At 62.6% G+C, this 15887-nt stretch carries 12 protein-coding genes; 7 read left to right on the top strand and 5 right to left on the bottom strand.

Going from position 1 to position 15887, the window contains the following annotated elements; translation table 11 throughout:
- Nucleotides 1-22 precede the first annotated feature (22 nt).
- The 3 genes from Q0718_RS09685 to Q0718_RS09675 all read left to right on the top strand — a co-directional run bounded on the left by Q0718_RS09685 (nt 23) and on the right by Q0718_RS09675 (nt 4614).
- Nucleotides 23-511: a sigma-70 family RNA polymerase sigma factor gene (locus tag Q0718_RS09685; protein WP_298917011.1), complete on the top strand. Its 489-nt coding sequence runs from the start codon at nt 23-25 to the stop codon at nt 509-511.
- The gene (locus Q0718_RS09680; RefSeq protein ID WP_298917008.1) at nt 508-1587 is read left to right on the top strand and encodes a FecR domain-containing protein; all 1080 of its coding nucleotides are present in this window, start codon (nt 508-510) and stop codon (nt 1585-1587) included. The genes Q0718_RS09685 and Q0718_RS09680 overlap by 4 nt, the downstream gene beginning before the upstream one ends.
- A gap of 84 nt (nt 1588-1671) precedes the next feature.
- Nucleotides 1672-4614, top strand: a complete 2943-nt coding sequence (locus Q0718_RS09675; RefSeq protein ID WP_298917005.1) for a pitrilysin family protein — start codon at nt 1672-1674, stop codon at nt 4612-4614.
- 20 nt (nt 4615-4634) lie between these two features.
- On the opposite strand, the gene Q0718_RS09670 is transcribed toward Q0718_RS09675, so the two are convergent.
- A complete protein-coding gene (locus Q0718_RS09670) occupies nt 4635-6284 on the bottom strand; it encodes an iron ABC transporter permease (protein ID WP_298917002.1) in 1650 nt (549 codons plus the stop codon).
- Nucleotides 6285-6397: 113 nt separating this feature from the next.
- On the opposite strand from Q0718_RS09670, the gene Q0718_RS09665 reads away from it, so the two are divergent.
- From Q0718_RS09665 to Q0718_RS09655, 3 genes are all read left to right on the top strand, one after another.
- Entirely contained in the window at nt 6398-7423 is a 1026-nt protein-coding gene (locus tag Q0718_RS09665) for an ABC transporter ATP-binding protein (protein ID WP_298916999.1), read from the top strand.
- Between the two features lie 124 nt (nt 7424-7547).
- Nucleotides 7548-8636: a Fe(3+) ABC transporter substrate-binding protein gene (locus tag Q0718_RS09660; RefSeq protein WP_298916997.1), complete on the top strand. Its 1089-nt coding sequence runs from the start codon at nt 7548-7550 to the stop codon at nt 8634-8636.
- A gap of 120 nt (nt 8637-8756) precedes the next feature.
- Nucleotides 8757-11168, top strand: a complete 2412-nt coding sequence (locus Q0718_RS09655) for a prolyl oligopeptidase family serine peptidase (RefSeq protein ID WP_298916995.1) — start codon at nt 8757-8759, stop codon at nt 11166-11168.
- 61 nt (nt 11169-11229) lie between these two features.
- Here Q0718_RS09655 and Q0718_RS09650 read toward each other — a convergent pair whose 3' ends face one another.
- On the bottom strand, nt 11230-11961 hold the full coding sequence (locus Q0718_RS09650; protein WP_298916992.1) for a histidine kinase: 732 nt from the start codon (nt 11959-11961) through the stop codon (nt 11230-11232).
- On the opposite strand from Q0718_RS09650, the gene Q0718_RS09645 reads away from it, so the two are divergent.
- Nucleotides 11950-13077 carry a sugar porter family MFS transporter gene (locus Q0718_RS09645; RefSeq protein WP_298916988.1) on the top strand — a complete coding sequence of 376 codons (1128 nt, stop codon included), beginning with the start codon at nt 11950-11952 and terminating at the stop codon, nt 13075-13077. The two genes, Q0718_RS09650 and Q0718_RS09645, sit on opposite strands and share 12 nt — an antisense overlap.
- A 116-nt stretch (nt 13078-13193) precedes the next feature.
- Here Q0718_RS09645 and Q0718_RS09640 read toward each other — a convergent pair whose 3' ends face one another.
- From Q0718_RS09640 to Q0718_RS09630, 3 genes are read right to left on the bottom strand one after another with little or no spacing between them, the layout of a single operon-like run.
- Complete coding sequence (locus Q0718_RS09640; RefSeq protein WP_298916985.1) at nt 13194-13931, bottom strand: ATP-binding cassette domain-containing protein; 738 nt, start codon at nt 13929-13931, stop codon at nt 13194-13196.
- A 4-nt stretch (nt 13932-13935) separates the two neighbouring features.
- Complete coding sequence (locus Q0718_RS09635; RefSeq protein WP_298916982.1) at nt 13936-15030, bottom strand: iron ABC transporter permease; 1095 nt, start codon at nt 15028-15030, stop codon at nt 13936-13938.
- A gap of 5 nt (nt 15031-15035) precedes the next feature.
- Nucleotides 15036-15842 carry a helical backbone metal receptor gene (locus tag Q0718_RS09630; protein WP_298917194.1) on the bottom strand — a complete coding sequence of 269 codons (807 nt, stop codon included), beginning with the start codon at nt 15840-15842 and terminating at the stop codon, nt 15036-15038.
- Nucleotides 15843-15887 lie beyond the last annotated feature (45 nt).

Here is a 15887-nt window from a genome sequence, read left to right as displayed (position 1 = left end):
GAACGGACATGCCGGCGCGGGGTTGGACGATCTTGACGCCAGTTTCCGCGCGCCCCTGATGCGCTATTTCCGGCGCAAGGGGTTGGGCGAGGCCGAGGCGCAGGATTTCGTCCAGGAGACGTTGATCCGAATCATTCGGAAAGGCGGGGTGGATAGGCTCGATAACCCCCAAGGCTATGTCTTCACGGTCGCGGCAAACCTTCTTCGCGACCGAGCCCGCCGGGCCAGTCACCGTGCGGCGCTGTCCCACGTCAGCGTCGATGGTGACTGGCTCACATCCGAGGCGCCGTCCGCCGACCGCCAGTTGGCGGGCCGTGAGGAACTGGCCCGCATCAAGGCCGCGATCCTGGCCTTGCCGAAGAAACCTCAGCGTGTTTTCGTGCTCAACCGTTTCGAGGGGTTGACCTACCGCGAAATCGCCGAGTTGATGGGCGTGTCGCGCAGTTCGGTCGAAAAATACATGATGGCCGCCCTCGCGCGGCTCAAGACCGTGAGAGACGAAACGTCATGACCGTGTCCGACTTTATCGATCCGCGCCCGGACTTCCCCGAAGGCGACGTGGACGCCCAGGCCGCCTATTGGGCGGCCGTTCTGGGCAGCGATCGCTGCCGCCCGGCGCAGCGCAAGTCCTTCATCCTGTGGCGCGAAGCCAGTGCGCAGAACCGCGCGGCCTACGATACGCTGATCGCAACGCTGGAAGCCTCGGACGGGGTGCGCAACGATCCGGACATTTTGGCCCTGCGCGCCGGGGCGCTCGGCCAAGGTGTCAATGCGCGACGCGGGACACGCAACGGCCTGCGCTACGGCCTGGCCGGGATCGCCGCGTCAGCGCTGTTCGTGATCGGGCTCGGCGGTTACCAAGCAGGCTGGATCCCCGCCTTCGGCTCCGGTCCCGTCATGCAGACCGCATCCGCGGACAATGCGGCGCCGATCCATCTCCTCACTTCGGTCGGCGAACGCCTGACCCGCACCCTGCCGGATGGCAGCACGGTCGAGGTCAACACGGACAGCGAAATCCGCGTCGTGCTGGCCGACCAGGCGCGCGAGATCTACATGCTGCGCGGCCAGGCAATCTTCGATGTCGCCCACGATGCCGACCGTCCCTTCATGGTCTATGCGGGCGACCGCAAGGTGACGGCGCTCGGAACGTTGTTCGAGGTCCGCCTCGACGAGGCTTCGACCCAGGTGACGCTGCTGGAAGGCAAGGTCCGGGTGGACGAAATCTCCCTCAACGATCCGGATGTCGCACCGATTGCCTCCGCGCCCGTGGAATTGTCGCCCGGCGAACGTTTCGTTTCCGCCGAGGAAGCCATGACGCAAGTCACGCCGCAGACGATCGAATCCGACCTGTCCTGGCGCCAAGGGCGGCATATCTTCGTCGATGCGCAGCTGTCGCACATCGTCTCGGAGCTGAACCGCTACACGACGCGGCAGATCGTGCTGAACGATCCCGCCATCGGCGAGCTGGAGGCAAGCGCCAACTTCAAGCTGGGTTCGACCCATTCACTCGCCGCCGCGCTGGAAGCCAATTTCGGCCTGTCCGTCACGGACGATCCGGATCGCGACCATATCATCATCGACTGGTAGGTGCCGCCGCGCCAGTCCCCATCAGGGACGCAGGTCCCTGTCTCCCGACCGGACGATACCGGCCGGAATCCAAAGGAGCCGACCATGACCCGATCCCGCAAGACCCCCCTTTCATGGAAACGATGGATCCTCTGCAGCACTGCGATCACAGGTCTGGGGTTATTGGCATTGGCCCCTTGGCAAACGGTCCGGGCGCAGGTCCAGCCTGCAGACGCGGCTCAAGCGGACGCGGCCTTCGCCGAGCTGGTTCCCGATCCCGCTCTGGTGACGGGACGGCTCGATAACGGGGTGCGCTACGCGATCCTGCCTAATGCGACCCCGCCGGGGCAAGGGGCGCTTCGCGTGCAGTTCGATGCCGGATCGCTCGCTGAAACGGAAGGCACGGAGGGGCTCGCCCATTATCTCGAACACATGGCCTTCAACGGATCCGAGAATGTCCCCGAAGGCGAGATGATCCAAATGCTGGAGCGGCTGGGCCTCAGCTTCGGCGCGGACACGAATGCCAGCACGGGTCTGGAACGCACGACCTACAAGCTCAACCTGCCCAAAACGACGGACGACATTCTCGACGCCGCCTTCATGCTGATGCGCGAAACGGCCAGCGGTCTGACGCTCGACCAAGGAGCCATCGACCGCGAACTCGGGATCATCCTGTCGGAAAAACGCACGCGCGACACGGCGGCCTACCGGGGCTGGGAAGCGCGCATGCGCTTTTTCGCACCGGGCAGCGACGTGATGGACCGTTTGCCGATCGGCACCGAAGAGGCGATCCGGTCGATCCGCTCCGACGATTTCCGCGAGTTCTACGAGGCCAACTACCATCCGGAGAAAACGTCCGTCGTTTTCGTCGGCGATGCCGACCCGGCGGATATCGAAGCGCGCATCCGCGAGACTTTCGGTGATTGGCGCGGCAAGACCGATGCCGCTCCGAAAGGGCTGGCGAGTCCTGCCGATATAGAACCCGCCCGCATCGGCATCCATGCCGAGGAGGGTGTCTTGCCGCAGGTCGTACTGGCCACCATGCGGCCTTACGTCGATCGTCCGGACACGGCCGAAACCCGCCGGGAGCGGACTTTGCGCGGATTGGCGTTCGGTATGCTCAACCAGCGTCTGCGCGCCCTGTCCGAACAGAGCGACCGGCCCTTCATCTCGGCGACGGCCGGATCCAACGCCACGCTCGACCTGACGGAAGGCGCCATCATCCAAGCGCAGATCCGGCCCGAAGACTGGCGCCAAAGTCTGAACGGCATCGAGACGGAATTACGTCGGGCGTTGCTTCATGGATTCGATCCGGCCGAATTCGACGCCCAGATCCGGCGCTACGAAGCCAGCTACGAGGCCCAGGCCGCCGGAGCCGATACGCGACCCACCACGGCGCGCATGGGCGGATTGGTCGACAGTCTTATGAACAGTGTCGCCGAAGACATCGTCTTCACACACCCCGTACAGAACCTGGCGCGATGGAACGCGCTGAAGGATACGCTCACCCTGGATCAGGTCGAAGCCGCCTTCCGCGAACGTTGGGGCGATCCCGAAGACCTGTCCGTGTTCCTGCAGCTGCCGGATGCGGACGGCATCACGCAAGCCGATGTGCGCGAGGTGCTCGACGCGAGCCGCGCCGTGCCGGTCGCTGCGCCGGACCCTATCGTTCAAGCCGAATTCGCCTACACGGATCACGGCAAGCCCGGCCGGATCGTCTCCGACAACTATCTCGAAGATGTCGACGCCCGCCTGGTGCGGTTCGACAACAATGTCGCGCTGACGGTCAAGCGGACCGACTATCAGGATGACCGCGTCAATATCAACGTCCAGTTCGGCGATGGCAATCTGTCGGCGCCCTACAAGAGCGAGGGCCTGCGCCGCATGTCATTGACCATCATGAAGGAGAGTGGCCTGGAAGCGCACAGTCCCGAAGAATTGCGGCGTCTCATGGCGGGGCGTCTGGTCCTGACGAATGCCTTCACCAATCGCGTGGACGAAGATCGATTCGCCTTCATGGTTCAGACCGTGCCGGAGGATATGCGGACGCAGCTGGACGTGTTCGCGGCCCAGCTTTCGGCGCAGGCTTTCTCCGAAGACGCCCGGCGCAATCACATCGATAAACTGAAAGCCTGGTATCCGCGCCATGACACCACCGTCGAAGGTGTGGCGGGCCGCGAAATCGCTCGCCTGATACACGGGGATGACCGGTTCGGTTTCACGTCCGAAGAGGAATTCTACACTCCCACCCTCGCCGAGATCGAAAGCTGGCTCCGGCCGCAATTGGAAAGCGGGCCCATCCAGGTGACGGTCGTCGGCGACATGGATCCGGATGTGGTCGTGCAAGCCGTTGCGGAAACGCTGGGGGCGTTGCCCTTGCGCCGACCCGTCAACGCTCCCGCCAGCGAGCTGGTGGACTCCCGGCGCGCAGTCGCCTTCCCGGACGGGGGCGGCGAGCCGGTCATCTTCCGTCACCGCGGCGACGACAATCAGGCTCAGTTGCGGCTTTACTGGCCCGCCGGAGACGGGATGGACCCGGCCTATGCGCGTCGGCTGTCGGTCCTGCGGGCCATCCTGCGAAACCGGCTGGTCAAGGATATCCGCGAAGGCGAAGCCACGACCTATTCGCCGGGCGCAGGCGCGTCCGCCAGCACCGTCTTCGACGATTTCGGCTATCTGTTCGCCGTCATGTCGCTCAAGCCAGAAGATGTGGCGCGCATGTCCGACTTAGTGCGCCGCATCGCGGGCGAGCTCGGACGCGGGACGATCAGCCAGGACGAGTTGGACCGGGCGCTGGAGCCGGTGATCCGCAAGCTCGACAGTACGGAACAGACCAATCCCTATTGGATGAACGTGCTATCGGACGCGCATGAGGACGGGCGAGGCCTGCGCAGCCACCGCACGCGGCGCGGCGATTACGCGGCCATCGACCTGACTGAGATGCGTCGTCTCGCCGTCGAGATCTTCGATGCGGACAAGATCCTGGAAGTCAGGATCCTGCCCACTGATGACGCTGGCGCGCCGGAAAGCGACGCCGCGCTGGACTAGAAGACCGGCTTGGGGCGTCTTCAGCGCTCCAGCGTCCGGTTGATCAGGATGACCGGAATAAGGCCGCACAGAATCACCAAGACAGCGGCCGTCGAGGCTTCCGCGATGCGTTCGTCGCTGGCCAGCCAATAGATGCGCGTGGCCAGCGTGTCGAAATTGAACGGTCGCAGGATCAATGTGGCGGGCAGTTCCCGCAGCGTGTCCACGAAGACCAGCAATCCGCCTGCCAACAGGCTGGGGCGCAGCAGCGGCACATGGATGCGCCGCATGACGGCGGCCGGGCTTGACCCCAGCGACCGGGCGGCCGCGTCCATCGATGGCGCGATCTGATCGAACCCCGATGACAGCGCGTTGAACGATATGGTCAGGAACCGGATCACCAGCGCGAAGACCAAAACGGCGATCGTTCCGGTCAGGAGCAGTCCGCCCTCCCATCCCAACCGGTCGGCCGCCCAGTGCGTCAGGCTGCGGTCCAGTTCGCCCAATGGAAGCAACACACCCACGGCCAGCAGGGCGCCGGGCAGAGCGTATCCGAGTGTGGAAAAGCGGATGGCGGAACGGGTCAGCGCGTTGCGTCGTGTCCGTTTGGCATAGGCCAGCGGCGCGGCCAGCAACAGGGACAGTCCGGCGACGGCCACACCGACGCTCAGCGTATTGCCGGCATAGACGAGGAAGTCCCCGCCCGGGCGGCTGTCCGGGACGTTCAGCATGTTCGTCACAAGGCTGGCGAACGGGATTGCGAAGCCGATCAGGACGGGAAGGGCACATAGGACCGCGATCAGGCGGCCTCTGGAGCTGCCGACAGGCAAGTGCCCGCTGCGGGAGCGGGTCAGGCCGGTGCCGGACACCGCGCCTTTCCGACTTGCGCTTTCGAGTGCGATGAGCGCGAACACGCAGACCAGCATGACGGCGGCGAGCTTCATCGCTTCCGGTCGGTTGCCGGCGGCCAGCCAGCTCCGGAAGATGCCGGTGCTGAAAGTTGGAATTCCGAAATAGTCGGCGACACCGAAGTCGGCAAGCGTCTCCATGAGGACGAGCGCCAGCCCGCCGACGATGGCTGGACGCGCCAAAGGCAGAGCGACGCGCATGAAGGCACGGCGGGGAGTCAAGCCTAGGCTGCGCGCCGCATGCCACTGATTGACGCATTGGCGCCCGAAGGCGGCACGCGCCAGCAGATAGACGTAAGGATAAAGGACGATCCCGAGGATGAAGGCCGCGCCCGGCAAGGTCCGGACGGCAGGGAACGCATAGTCGTCCCGGCCCCAGCCAGTCAGCTCGCGCAGCCACGACTGCACAGGCCCAAAATAATCCAGCAGATCGGTATAGACATAGGCCACAATATAGGCCGGCGCGGCGAGCGGCAGGACGAGCATCCAGGACAAGACGGACCGGCCCGGAAAATCCAGCATGGCGACGCACCAGGCCGTGCCGATGCCGATGACGGACGCAACCGCTCCGGTCAGCACCATCAGCAGGACGGTGTTGACGATGTAGAGGGGCAGGGTGGTTTGCCACAGACGCACCCAATCCTCGATCGGGATCGGAAACAGGGACAGGATGACCGTGAGCATCGGCAAGGCGACGAGCCCCGCGACCGAATAGAGTCCGAGCGTCTGCGCCAGCCCGCCCGGCCGGGCATGACGCAGTTTGGATAACGACGTGACGCTCATCAGTTTTCGATCCGCTCCGGCAATGATTTCCGCCGATGCGGATATTGCATGTGATTTGCAATGCCGATAGGAGGCTTTCGCGGTTTCCGGCGTTAGAAAGGCCTTGCATCCCCATGGGTCTGCGCTTCGAAAACATCCATTACAGCTACGGATCGGAAGCCGCGCTGAAGGGCATCAGCCTCGATGCGCGCAAAGGCGAAATCCTGTGCCTGTTAGGGCGGTCGGGATGCGGGAAATCGACTTTGCTAAACCTGACGGCCGGGTTGCTGACGATGCAGTCCGGGACAATCCGGCTGGACGGTGAGGTTCTGGCATCGCCGTCGCGCAACCCGCCGCCGGAAAAACGCAATATCGGATTGGTTTTCCAGGACGGAGCCTTGTTCCCGCATCTGAGCGTGGCGGACAATATTGGGTTCGGCGTGTCCGGCCGTGCCGCGCGCCGCCGAGTGACGATGGAGCTGCTGCACCAGATCGGGCTGCCGGATGTTGGCGGCCGCTATCCAAATACATTGTCGGGCGGGCAGCAGCAGCGCGTCGCGGTCGCCCGCGCGCTGGCGCCCGATCCGGCCATCCTGTTGCTGGATGAACCGTTCGCCAGCATTGATGTCGTGCTGCGCCGCCAGCTGCGCGAAGAGACGCGGCGCCTGGCCAAACGCCACGGTGCGACGACCATTCTCGTCACGCACGATCCGGAAGAGGCGCTCGAAGTCGCCGACCGCATCGCGGTGATGGAGGAAGGCCGCATAACGCAGGTCGGGACGGCGCGCGAGCTTTACGATGATCCGGCCTCCCTGTTCGTGGGTCTTCTGGTCGGCAACGGGACCGTCCTGCCCGCTCGTGTCACAGACGGTTATGCGGAGACGTCGTTCGGGTGCTTTTCCCTTTCGGGTCCGACAGCTGGAGCGGATGCGGGTGAGGTCGATCTGCTGATCCGCCCGCATTGCGCCGTGCTAGAGGCGGATCCCGACGGCTCCCGGATTATCGACATCCGACAGACCGGACGTAGCCAGATCGTGACGTTGCAACGCGGCGGAACGGACAGGCTCCTGCTCGAGATCGACGTGGAGCCCGAATGGGCGGTCGGACAGACCGTCCGCATCCAGCCACAAGACGGACCCTGGCCACTCTTCCCTCGCTAAGGCCTCGTCTCAGTTCTGGGTGCAATGTGGTGGCTTTTGTCTGCCGTTTTCGACTTGTCAGTCCGCCATCGCATCTGTAGATGAGAATTATTCTCAAACCTAGTTTCCCTTTACGGACTCTGCCATGCGTTTTGCTGCCTGCTTTCTCATCGCCACCGCTCTGACGGCATGCTCGCCCTCAGCCGACTCGCCCTCGACGGATCTATCGGTTGTCGCGGCCGTTGCACCGGGGGCGGAAACGCTGACGGCTCCCTCCGATGCGGGCACCGTCAATCTCTACACCTCGCGCCACTACGACACGGATCTGGCGCTCTATGACGATTTTACGAAAGAAACCGGGATCAAGGTCAACCGCATCGAAGCGGATGCCAGTTCGCTGATCGAGCGGATCGCGAGCGAAGGCGAATTCAGTCCGGCGGACCTGCTGATCACGGTCGATGCGGGCAATCTTTGGCGTGCCGAAGAAGCGGGCGTTCTGTCCAGCGTCGACTCCGAGATCCTGCGTGAGCGTGTGCCGGATTATCTGCGCGACGATGACGGTCACTGGTTCGGCCTGTCCACGCGGGCGCGCGTCATCATCTACAACAAGGAAGACGGTCTGCCGGCCGGTCTGACCGATTACGAGGATCTGGCGGACCCCGCTCATGCGGGACAGGTCTGCATGCGCTCGTCCGGCAATATCTATAATATTTCGCTATTATCATCGGTCATCGAACATGCGGGTTCGGAAGTCGCCGAAGATTGGGCGCGGGGCGTGGTCGCCAATTTCGCGCGCCGCCCGCAAAGCAACGACACCGGGCAGATCGAAGCCGTCGCCTCCGGTGAATGCGGGATTTCGGTGGTGAACACCTATTATCTGGCCCGCTACGCCCGGTCCGAAGATAAGCGTTTGAACGATATCGTCGATGCGGTCGGCATCGTCTTTCCCAACCAGGACGGCCGCGGCACGCATGTGAACATCAGTGGAGCGGGCGTCACGGCCCATGCGCCCAACCGCGACAATGCGGTCCGCTTCCTGGAATATCTGACGGAAGCCTCCGCACAGGAATATTTCGCGAACGGCAATAATGAATATCCCGTCGTGGCGGGCATGTCCGGCAATTCCGATGTTCAGGCCTTAGGGGGCTTCACGCCGGATTCCCTGAAGGTTTCGACCTTCGGTCCCAATCAAAGCGAGGCGGTCCGGATTTTCGACCGGGTCGGCTGGCAATGAAATCGAGCGGCGCGTATGTCGCGGCCATCTCGGCTTTCACCGGAATGTGTGTTCGATTCCGCTGGAACTTGCCTTATAGGCGTATAGAGTAACGAAAACGGGTTTTCGGGGGATTTATCCATGAGGCATTTGTTCACGAGCGCTGCTGCGATGGCTGGGCTGCTATTGGCCACCCATGCCCAAGCCCGTCAGCAGGACGATGGCTACCGCCTGCCGCCCGCCGAGATCGCGGACATTGTGTTGCGCGCCCCGTCGCCGAGCGTCAGCGTCTCGCCCGACGGCAAGACATTGCTGCTGCTCGAACGCGAAAGCCTGCCGCCCGTCGCCGAGTTGGCCAAGCCCATGGAACGGTTGGCGGGACAGCGCCTGGACGCTGCGACCAACGATAATTTCAATCCGCGCAATTTCGTCGGCTTGTCGCTGCAGGACATCGAATCCGGCACGGTGCGACAGGTGGCCCTGCCGCCCAATGCCGACATCGCGGATCAGAATTGGTCGCCCGACGGACGCTATGTGGCTTTCACCAACACGGTTGCCGATGGTATGTCGCTATGGGTGTTGGACACGCAGACGGCGCAGGCGCGCCAATTGCTGGAACGGGGGATCAACCTGGTCTTCGAGGAACCGCGCTGGCTGCCCGACGGGCAATTGCTGGTCTTCACGATCCCCGCCGATCGCGGCGAAAAGCCTATGCCGTCGCTGACGCCGACCGGTCCGGCCATACAGGATGCGGCCGGCGGACAGGACGCCCAAACCCGGACCTTCCAGGACCTGCTCAAGACGCCCCATGACGAAGCATTGTATAAATGGCTGGTGACAAGCCAGCCCGTGATCATGCGGCCCGACGGCAGCAGCCGGCAAACGGTCGGCGAGCCGCGTCTCTACGTCAATGCAAGCCCCTCGCCGGACGGGCGCTACCTGCTGATGGAATGGATCGACGAGCCGTTTTCCTACCAGGTGCCGTGGAGCCGTTTTCCGCGCACCTCCGCCGTGTGGACCCGTAGCGGCGATCCGGTCAGGATCATCGCGCAGCGCCCCTTGGCGGACAGCTTGCCGGTCCAGGGCGTCGTCACCGGACCCCGCAGCATCGGCTGGCACCCGACGGCGGACGCGACCCTGATGTGGGCCGAAGCCCTAGACGGCGGCGACCCGCGGGTCGAAACGGATGAGCGCGATGCGCTGATGGCGCTGTCCGCCCCGTTCGGCGGTCGCGCAGAACGCCTGCACGTGTTCGAAGACCGCTATTCGGGCTATACCGGGCTGGACGGCGACGACGACATCATCGCCTACGATTACGACCGCGACACGCGCGAAGTGCGGACCGCCCTGCTCGACGTGACGGGGTCCAACGATGCGCGCGTGATCGAGGTTCGGAACGTGCAGGACGCCTATGCCGATCCGGGCAATCCGATCACTGTCCAGAATGCCGCCGGTTTCTCCGTCGCTCATGTTGATGACGGTCATCTGTTCCTGTCCGGCGACGGTGCATCCCCGGACGGGGCGCGTCCCTTCCTGCGCCGCTTCGATCTGGAAACGTTCGAGACAGAGGAGCTGTGGCGCAATACGGGCGAGCAGTATGAGTCCGTCGTGGATCTGGTCGCAGATGATGGCAGCCGCTTCATCACCTATCACGAAAGCCCGGCATCGCCCGGCAATTTCCGTTTGCGAACGGCGGATAGCGTTCGCGCCTTGACGAACTTCGCCGACCCGCATCCGGAGCTGACCGGGATCGAGCGGGAGCTGATCACCTATGAACGTGACGACGGTGTCGAACTGTCCTCTACGCTCTACCTGCCGCCAGACTATGAAGAAGGCGACAAACTGCCCGTCGTCGTCTGGGCCTATCCGCGCGAATTTAACGATGCCGCGACGGCCGGGCAAGTGCGCGATTCCAAATACCGTTTCACGCGCATTGGCGGTTATTCGCACCTCTTCTTCCTGACGCAGGGCTACGCCGTGATGGACCGCGCCGCCATGCCGGTGGTCGGGTCCGATCCCGAAACGGTCAACGACACCTTCATCGAGCAGGTCGTCGCTTCCGCGCAAGCCGCCGTGGACGAAAGCGTGAAACGCGGTTTCGGCGACGGCGAACGCGTCGGGGTGGGCGGCCATTCCTACGGCGCCTTCATGACGGCGCATCTGCTGGCGCGCAGCGATATCTTCCGTGCTGGTATCGCGCGGTCGGGCGCTTATAACCGAACGCTCACTCCGTTCGGCTTCCAGGCGGAGCGCCGCATCTTCTGGGATGCGCCGGAGACCTACTACAAGCTGTCCCCCTTCATGGCGGCCAACAGGATCAACGAGCCGATGCTGCTGATCCATGGTGCCAAGGACAATAATTCAGGCACTTTCCCGCAACAGTCCGAACGCATGTTCGCGGCCGTCAAGGGCACTGGCGGCACGGCCCGCCTCGTCATGCTGCCGCATGAAAGCCATGGCTATCGCGGCCGGGAATCCGTCTTACACACGTTGGCCGAAATGGTCGACTGGTTCGACACGCATGTGAAAGGCGAGACGAACGATAGCGACTAGCGGGAGGCAGCGCCGCCCGCCGCGCAGTGTCGCACCTTCGGTGAATGCTGCAGGCGCTCCTCTATCCCGCCTTCGGCAATAGGATGCGAACGACGAACCGGTTTTCGTCCTGCACGACGTTGAGACCTGATTGCGCCCCATAAGCCGAAGCGAGACGGGCTCTGACATTTGCCAGACCGATCCCGCCTTCGGGTTGGTCCGGTCCGGGGGCGGAGCGAACGGAATTGGAAAGCTCGATCCTCACCGTTCCATTTTCTTCGGTGACGCGGAGATCGATATCAACATTTCCATAGCGGCTTCCGACAGAGTGTTTGACGGCATTTTCATAAAGCGGCTGGAGGAATAGCGTAGGAACCTGGACGGATAGGCAGCTTCTTTCCACGGATGTGGATGTGGATGTGGCGAGGCGGTCGCCGAACCTGACCGTTTCGATCGAAAGATACGTCTGGACGGCATCCAGCTCTTCTTCGAGCGTGTGGAACGGAACCTCTCCGGTTTCCAGCGCCATATGGAGGAACGCACCGATGCGCGACAGCATTTCCGTCGCGCCGTCCGGATCGCCGTTCTGAACCTGCGCGGAGACGGAGTTGAGCGCGTTGAGAAGAAAGTGAGGGCTGAGCTGCTGCTGGAGGGCACGCAATTGTGTGTCGCGGAATAGCTTTTCCGCTTCGGTGCGCCTGAGGCTCTCGTCCTTGGCGAGCGCCTCGGCGGATGCAGCGGCGGCTCGTGCTTCGGCGGCCAGTTCCCGCTGCTCGGACGACAGGCGGAAATATTTGATCCCATGATAGGCCATCGACCAAGCCGCGAAGACCAGGACGGACGCGAAAATCCAGCCGCCATAGTCGCGGAAAGGAATGGCCTCGCCGGTCAGTACATTGCAGAAATGGCCCCGGCCGAGGAGCGGGGCAAGATGGTTTCTCTCAACCAGCTCGGCATCGTGACGGGTTTCTTCGTGGTTTTTCTCGCGACCTATTTCATCGGCGGCGGAACCACGGCAGGTTTGAGCGATGCCGAACTGGCCGCGCGTAACAGCTACAATACTGAACAGGGCTGGCGTGTCATGTTCTGGTCAGAACTCATACCTGCGCTCGCCTTTCTGGTTCTCTTGTTCTTGATCCCGCACAGCCCGCGCTGGCTTGCCTTGAAAGGACGGACCGCTCAGGCGCTGTCAGTCTTGAAACGTTTAGGCGCAGACGATGCCGCGGCCGAAGCCGAACTCGCCGAAATCAATCGTTCGCTGACGGACGACGCCAAGAAAAAAAGCCTCGACCCCAAGGTTCTGGCAGGTCTTGGTGGTTTGGTCATGATAGGGGTTATGCTGAGCGTGTTTCAGCAAGTCACGGGTATCAACGCCATACTCTACTACGGTGCCGAAATATTCTCGAATGCGCTCGGCTACGGCCCAGAAGATGCGCTCAAGCAGCAACTCTGGCTGGGCGCCGTCAATTTCGCCTTCACTTTCATCGCCATTTTCACGGTGGATAGATGGGGGCGCAGACCGTTGCTGCTGACAGGTCTCGCTGGAATGTTCTTGGGCCTGATGTTGCTAGGATGGACCGTATTCTCGCAACAACTCGGCTTGTGGTCGCTTGCCGGAGTGCTGGTCTTCATCGCCAGTTTTGCCTTGTCCATGGGTCCGGTCGTGTGGGTGCTGATCAGCGAGATATTTCCTAACCGAGCGCGCTCTCTCGCCATGGCTATCGCGGTCGGCGCGCAGTGGTTGTTCAACGCGATTGTTTCCAACACTTTCCCGGTAGTGAACCGCAGTGCGTTGAATGCGGAAAGCTTCAACGGGGCGCTTCCTTACTTCATCTTCGCTGCCTTCTGCATAGTGGCCTGGCTGTTTGTGGCTAAGTTCGTGCCGGAAACGAAGGGTCGAAGCCTCGAAGAGATCGAAGCGGCCCTGTAACGAACCGGGTTGGCAAAGCCGTCGTTTCTTGACGGGGTTCGAGATCCGGTTGGCGTTTAGCCTTGATCGAGAGACGAGCCAGCTGTGATCCTCTGCGATTATAATCGCTTCTGCATTTATACGGCGATGTCCTCCGGATCCATGTGATACAATGCAGCAACACAATGGGCGTTGAGGTCAGAAGCGCACTCATGGGTTTCGACATTACCCTCAGCAACGAGCAGAAACCGGTCTGCATAGTGTTTCATGGCCCGGACATCATGTGCGATTATCGCTATGCCGATGCCGGCCTCCGCAGTCCGCCGAAGAACTTTCATCAGGCTGGCGGCCTGTTTCATATCGAGTGCGGCGGCCGGTTCGTCGAGCAACAGATAACCAGAGCGTCCATCTCGACCTTCGGCCTGGCAGAGTGCTTTGGCGAGAAAGACGCGTTGGCGCTCTCCTCCGGACAAGGTATTGATGTCACGCTCTGCCAGATGACTGGCATCGACGCGTGATAGAGCCCGTTCGACACTCAGGAGGCGTTTTGATGACGTCTCTCCGAAGGGCGAACGGCCTAGCCGAACCATCTCCCAGGCTTTGAAGCCAAAAGCCGGCCGAATATGTTGGGGCAGGACTGCGCGACTTGAAGCGAGATCTTTCGAAGACAGGGTGGCTATATCCGTATCTCCCAGTCTGACAGTGCCACTATCAGGCGATTGGTCGCCGGATAGAACCCGCAAGAGCGTCGTCTTTCCTGCGCCGTTCGGACCCAGTATTGCCGTAACAAGGCCAGGTTCGATGCGCGCGTCGATCTTGTCGAGAATGGTCCGAGGTCCAAAGGCGACCGTTACATCTTGGGCTGACAGGCTCATGACGTCATGCCAGCCAGGCGCGTTGGCGCGATAGCAGCCAGATAAAGAACGGCGCCCCTATCAGGCTCGTCACCACGCCTAACGGAAGTTCGGCAGGCGCGGCGACAGTTCTGGCAACGATATCCGCGATGAGAAGCAGGCTTGCGCCTAGCAAAGCCGACCCCGGCAGGACGATTCTGTTGTCGCTTCCGGCAAGCAGACGCACCAGATGCGGGGCCACCAGTCCGATGAAACCGATGATGCCGGACACCGATACGGCTGCTGCCGTGATGATGGCTGGAAGGACGACCATTCGGCGCTTGAGCTTGGCCGTGTCGCAACCGAGGTGTCGGGCCTCGTCCTCGCCGATTCCGAACAGATTGAGTGCTTCGCATTCGCGTACGAGCCACAAGGGAAGAACGATCATGACGGCCAAGGCCGGCATGATCTTGGCCCAGCTGGCGCCACCGACGCTACCCAAGGTCCAGAAAGTGATCGCACGAAGCTGGAAGTCGTCGCTCAGAAACAGCATCAGCCCTAAGCCGGATGCGGCCAGAGCGTTTACGGCAATCCCGGCGAGCAGCATGGTTGCAACATTGACCCGGCCTCGCCTGGTGCCGATCGTGTAAACCGCCGCCATCGCTGCGAGGCTGCCGATAAAGGCCATGACGGCCGTCATGACCGATGAGAGAAGGAGCGGGATTGCAGGTAGGCTCGCGCCGAAGACGATCCAGGTTGCGGCTCCCAGGGCTCCGCCTGCCGAAACCCCGATCAGCTGCGGGTCAACCAACGGGTTGCGGAATAGCCCTTGCAGCGCCGCGCCGGAGATGCCGAGAGCCAGGCCGACTGACAAAGTGAGGACCGTGCGCGGAAGGCGGATGGCAGAAACAATCGCTTCGCCTGGTGTCGTCTTGTCGGACAGACCGAGCGTTGCGGTCACACCGCCCAGAATGTCCGAGATGTCCACGTTTGCGGGTCCGATGAGGATCGAAAGGAAGGTGCTGACGACCGTAAGCAGGCAGAGAGCCGCCAGAACGACGGCCCGGCGACGATCCGCTTCCGCAGCGATGAGAGCCAGCGTTCTCAAGGGCGGCTTGGATGAAGCCGTCTCGACCGCCATCACGGTCACGGAGCGACGGGGCCCGAAGGTTCTGCAGCGGAGTGAAAGCCTTCAGCTACGAAGCTGATTGCTTCTGGCAAACGTGGCCCGAAGCCGAGCAGGAAGGTCCCATCGGAGGCGACGATGCGTCCATTCCGGGCCGCAGGAGTAAGACCGATGGCAGGATGTTCGCTCAGACCCTTCAGGCCACCTAGCTGGGTCAGCGAATGATCCATCATCATGATAACATCCGGGGCTGCGGCTGCCATCGCTTCAAAACTGTAGGCCTTGTAGCCCGAATGGGTGTCGAACACATTCCGACCGCCCGCCAATTGGATCATGGCATGGGCCGCCGTTTCCGTCCCTGCCGCCATGGGTGAGCCGTCACGACCGCTTAATAGAAATAGAACCTTGGGTTTGTCGGAGCCAGTCGTGGGCCGGGTTGCGGCCTCCATCTTTCGTGTCAGATCAGCTTCCAAAGCATCCGCCTCGGACTCCGCGCCAAGCGCATCGCCGATCATGTCGATCCGCGCCAGCAGGGCCTTTTGAGTGTATCCGGACGGAGGCACGACGATGTCGACGCCGGCGGCGCGCAACTGGTCGAGCGCCTCCGGCGGCCCCGCTTCGGCGGAGGCGATGACGAGCGTGGGCGACAGCGCAAGGATGCCTTCCGCATTCAGGGCGCGAACATAGCCGACATCGAGCAGAGCCTGAACAGAGGCCGGGTAGGAACTGGTGGAGTCGCGGGCCACGATCCGGTCCTCCGCGCCCAGAGCCACGACGATTTCCGTCAGGTCGCCGCCCAGACTGACGATGCGCTGAGGCCCGTCCATGTCGGGTGGGGCGCTGCCTGCACAAGCGATCAGACCGAATGTTGC

This window comes from uncultured Algimonas sp., assembly GCF_947498175.1.
Taxonomy (GTDB): Bacteria; Pseudomonadota; Alphaproteobacteria; order Caulobacterales; family Maricaulaceae; genus Litorimonas.
The sequence above is the reverse complement of the archived record's forward strand: the minus strand, read 5'-3'. Positions and strand labels throughout refer to the sequence as shown.

What these genes read in the sequence shown, in the direction of transcription:
- Q0718_RS09675 (WP_298917005.1), top strand. Translation starts at nt 1,672, where the DNA reads ATGACCCGATCCCGCAAGACCCCCCTTTCATGGAAACGATGGATCCTC.
- Q0718_RS09640 (WP_298916985.1), bottom strand. Translation starts at nt 13,931, where the DNA reads ATGAGCCTGTCAGCCCAAGATGTAACGGTCGCCTTTGGACCTCGGACC.
- Q0718_RS09680 (WP_298917008.1), top strand. Translation starts at nt 508, where the DNA reads ATGACCGTGTCCGACTTTATCGATCCGCGCCCGGACTTCCCCGAAGGC.
- Q0718_RS09630 (WP_298917194.1), bottom strand. Translation starts at nt 15,842, where the DNA reads ATGGACGGGCCTCAGCGCATCGTCAGTCTGGGCGGCGACCTGACGGAA.
- Q0718_RS09670 (WP_298917002.1), bottom strand. Translation starts at nt 6,284, where the DNA reads ATGAGCGTCACGTCGTTATCCAAACTGCGTCATGCCCGGCCGGGCGGG.
- Q0718_RS09650 (WP_298916992.1), bottom strand. Translation starts at nt 11,961, where the DNA reads ATGGCCTATCATGGGATCAAATATTTCCGCCTGTCGTCCGAGCAGCGG.
- Q0718_RS09645 (WP_298916988.1), top strand. Translation starts at nt 11,950, where the DNA reads ATGATAGGCCATCGACCAAGCCGCGAAGACCAGGACGGACGCGAAAAT.
- Q0718_RS09660 (WP_298916997.1), top strand. Translation starts at nt 7,548, where the DNA reads ATGCGTTTTGCTGCCTGCTTTCTCATCGCCACCGCTCTGACGGCATGC.
- Q0718_RS09655 (WP_298916995.1), top strand. Translation starts at nt 8,757, where the DNA reads ATGAGGCATTTGTTCACGAGCGCTGCTGCGATGGCTGGGCTGCTATTG.
- Q0718_RS09635 (WP_298916982.1), bottom strand. Translation starts at nt 15,030, where the DNA reads ATGGCGGTCGAGACGGCTTCATCCAAGCCGCCCTTGAGAACGCTGGCT.
- Q0718_RS09665 (WP_298916999.1), top strand. Translation starts at nt 6,398, where the DNA reads ATGGGTCTGCGCTTCGAAAACATCCATTACAGCTACGGATCGGAAGCC.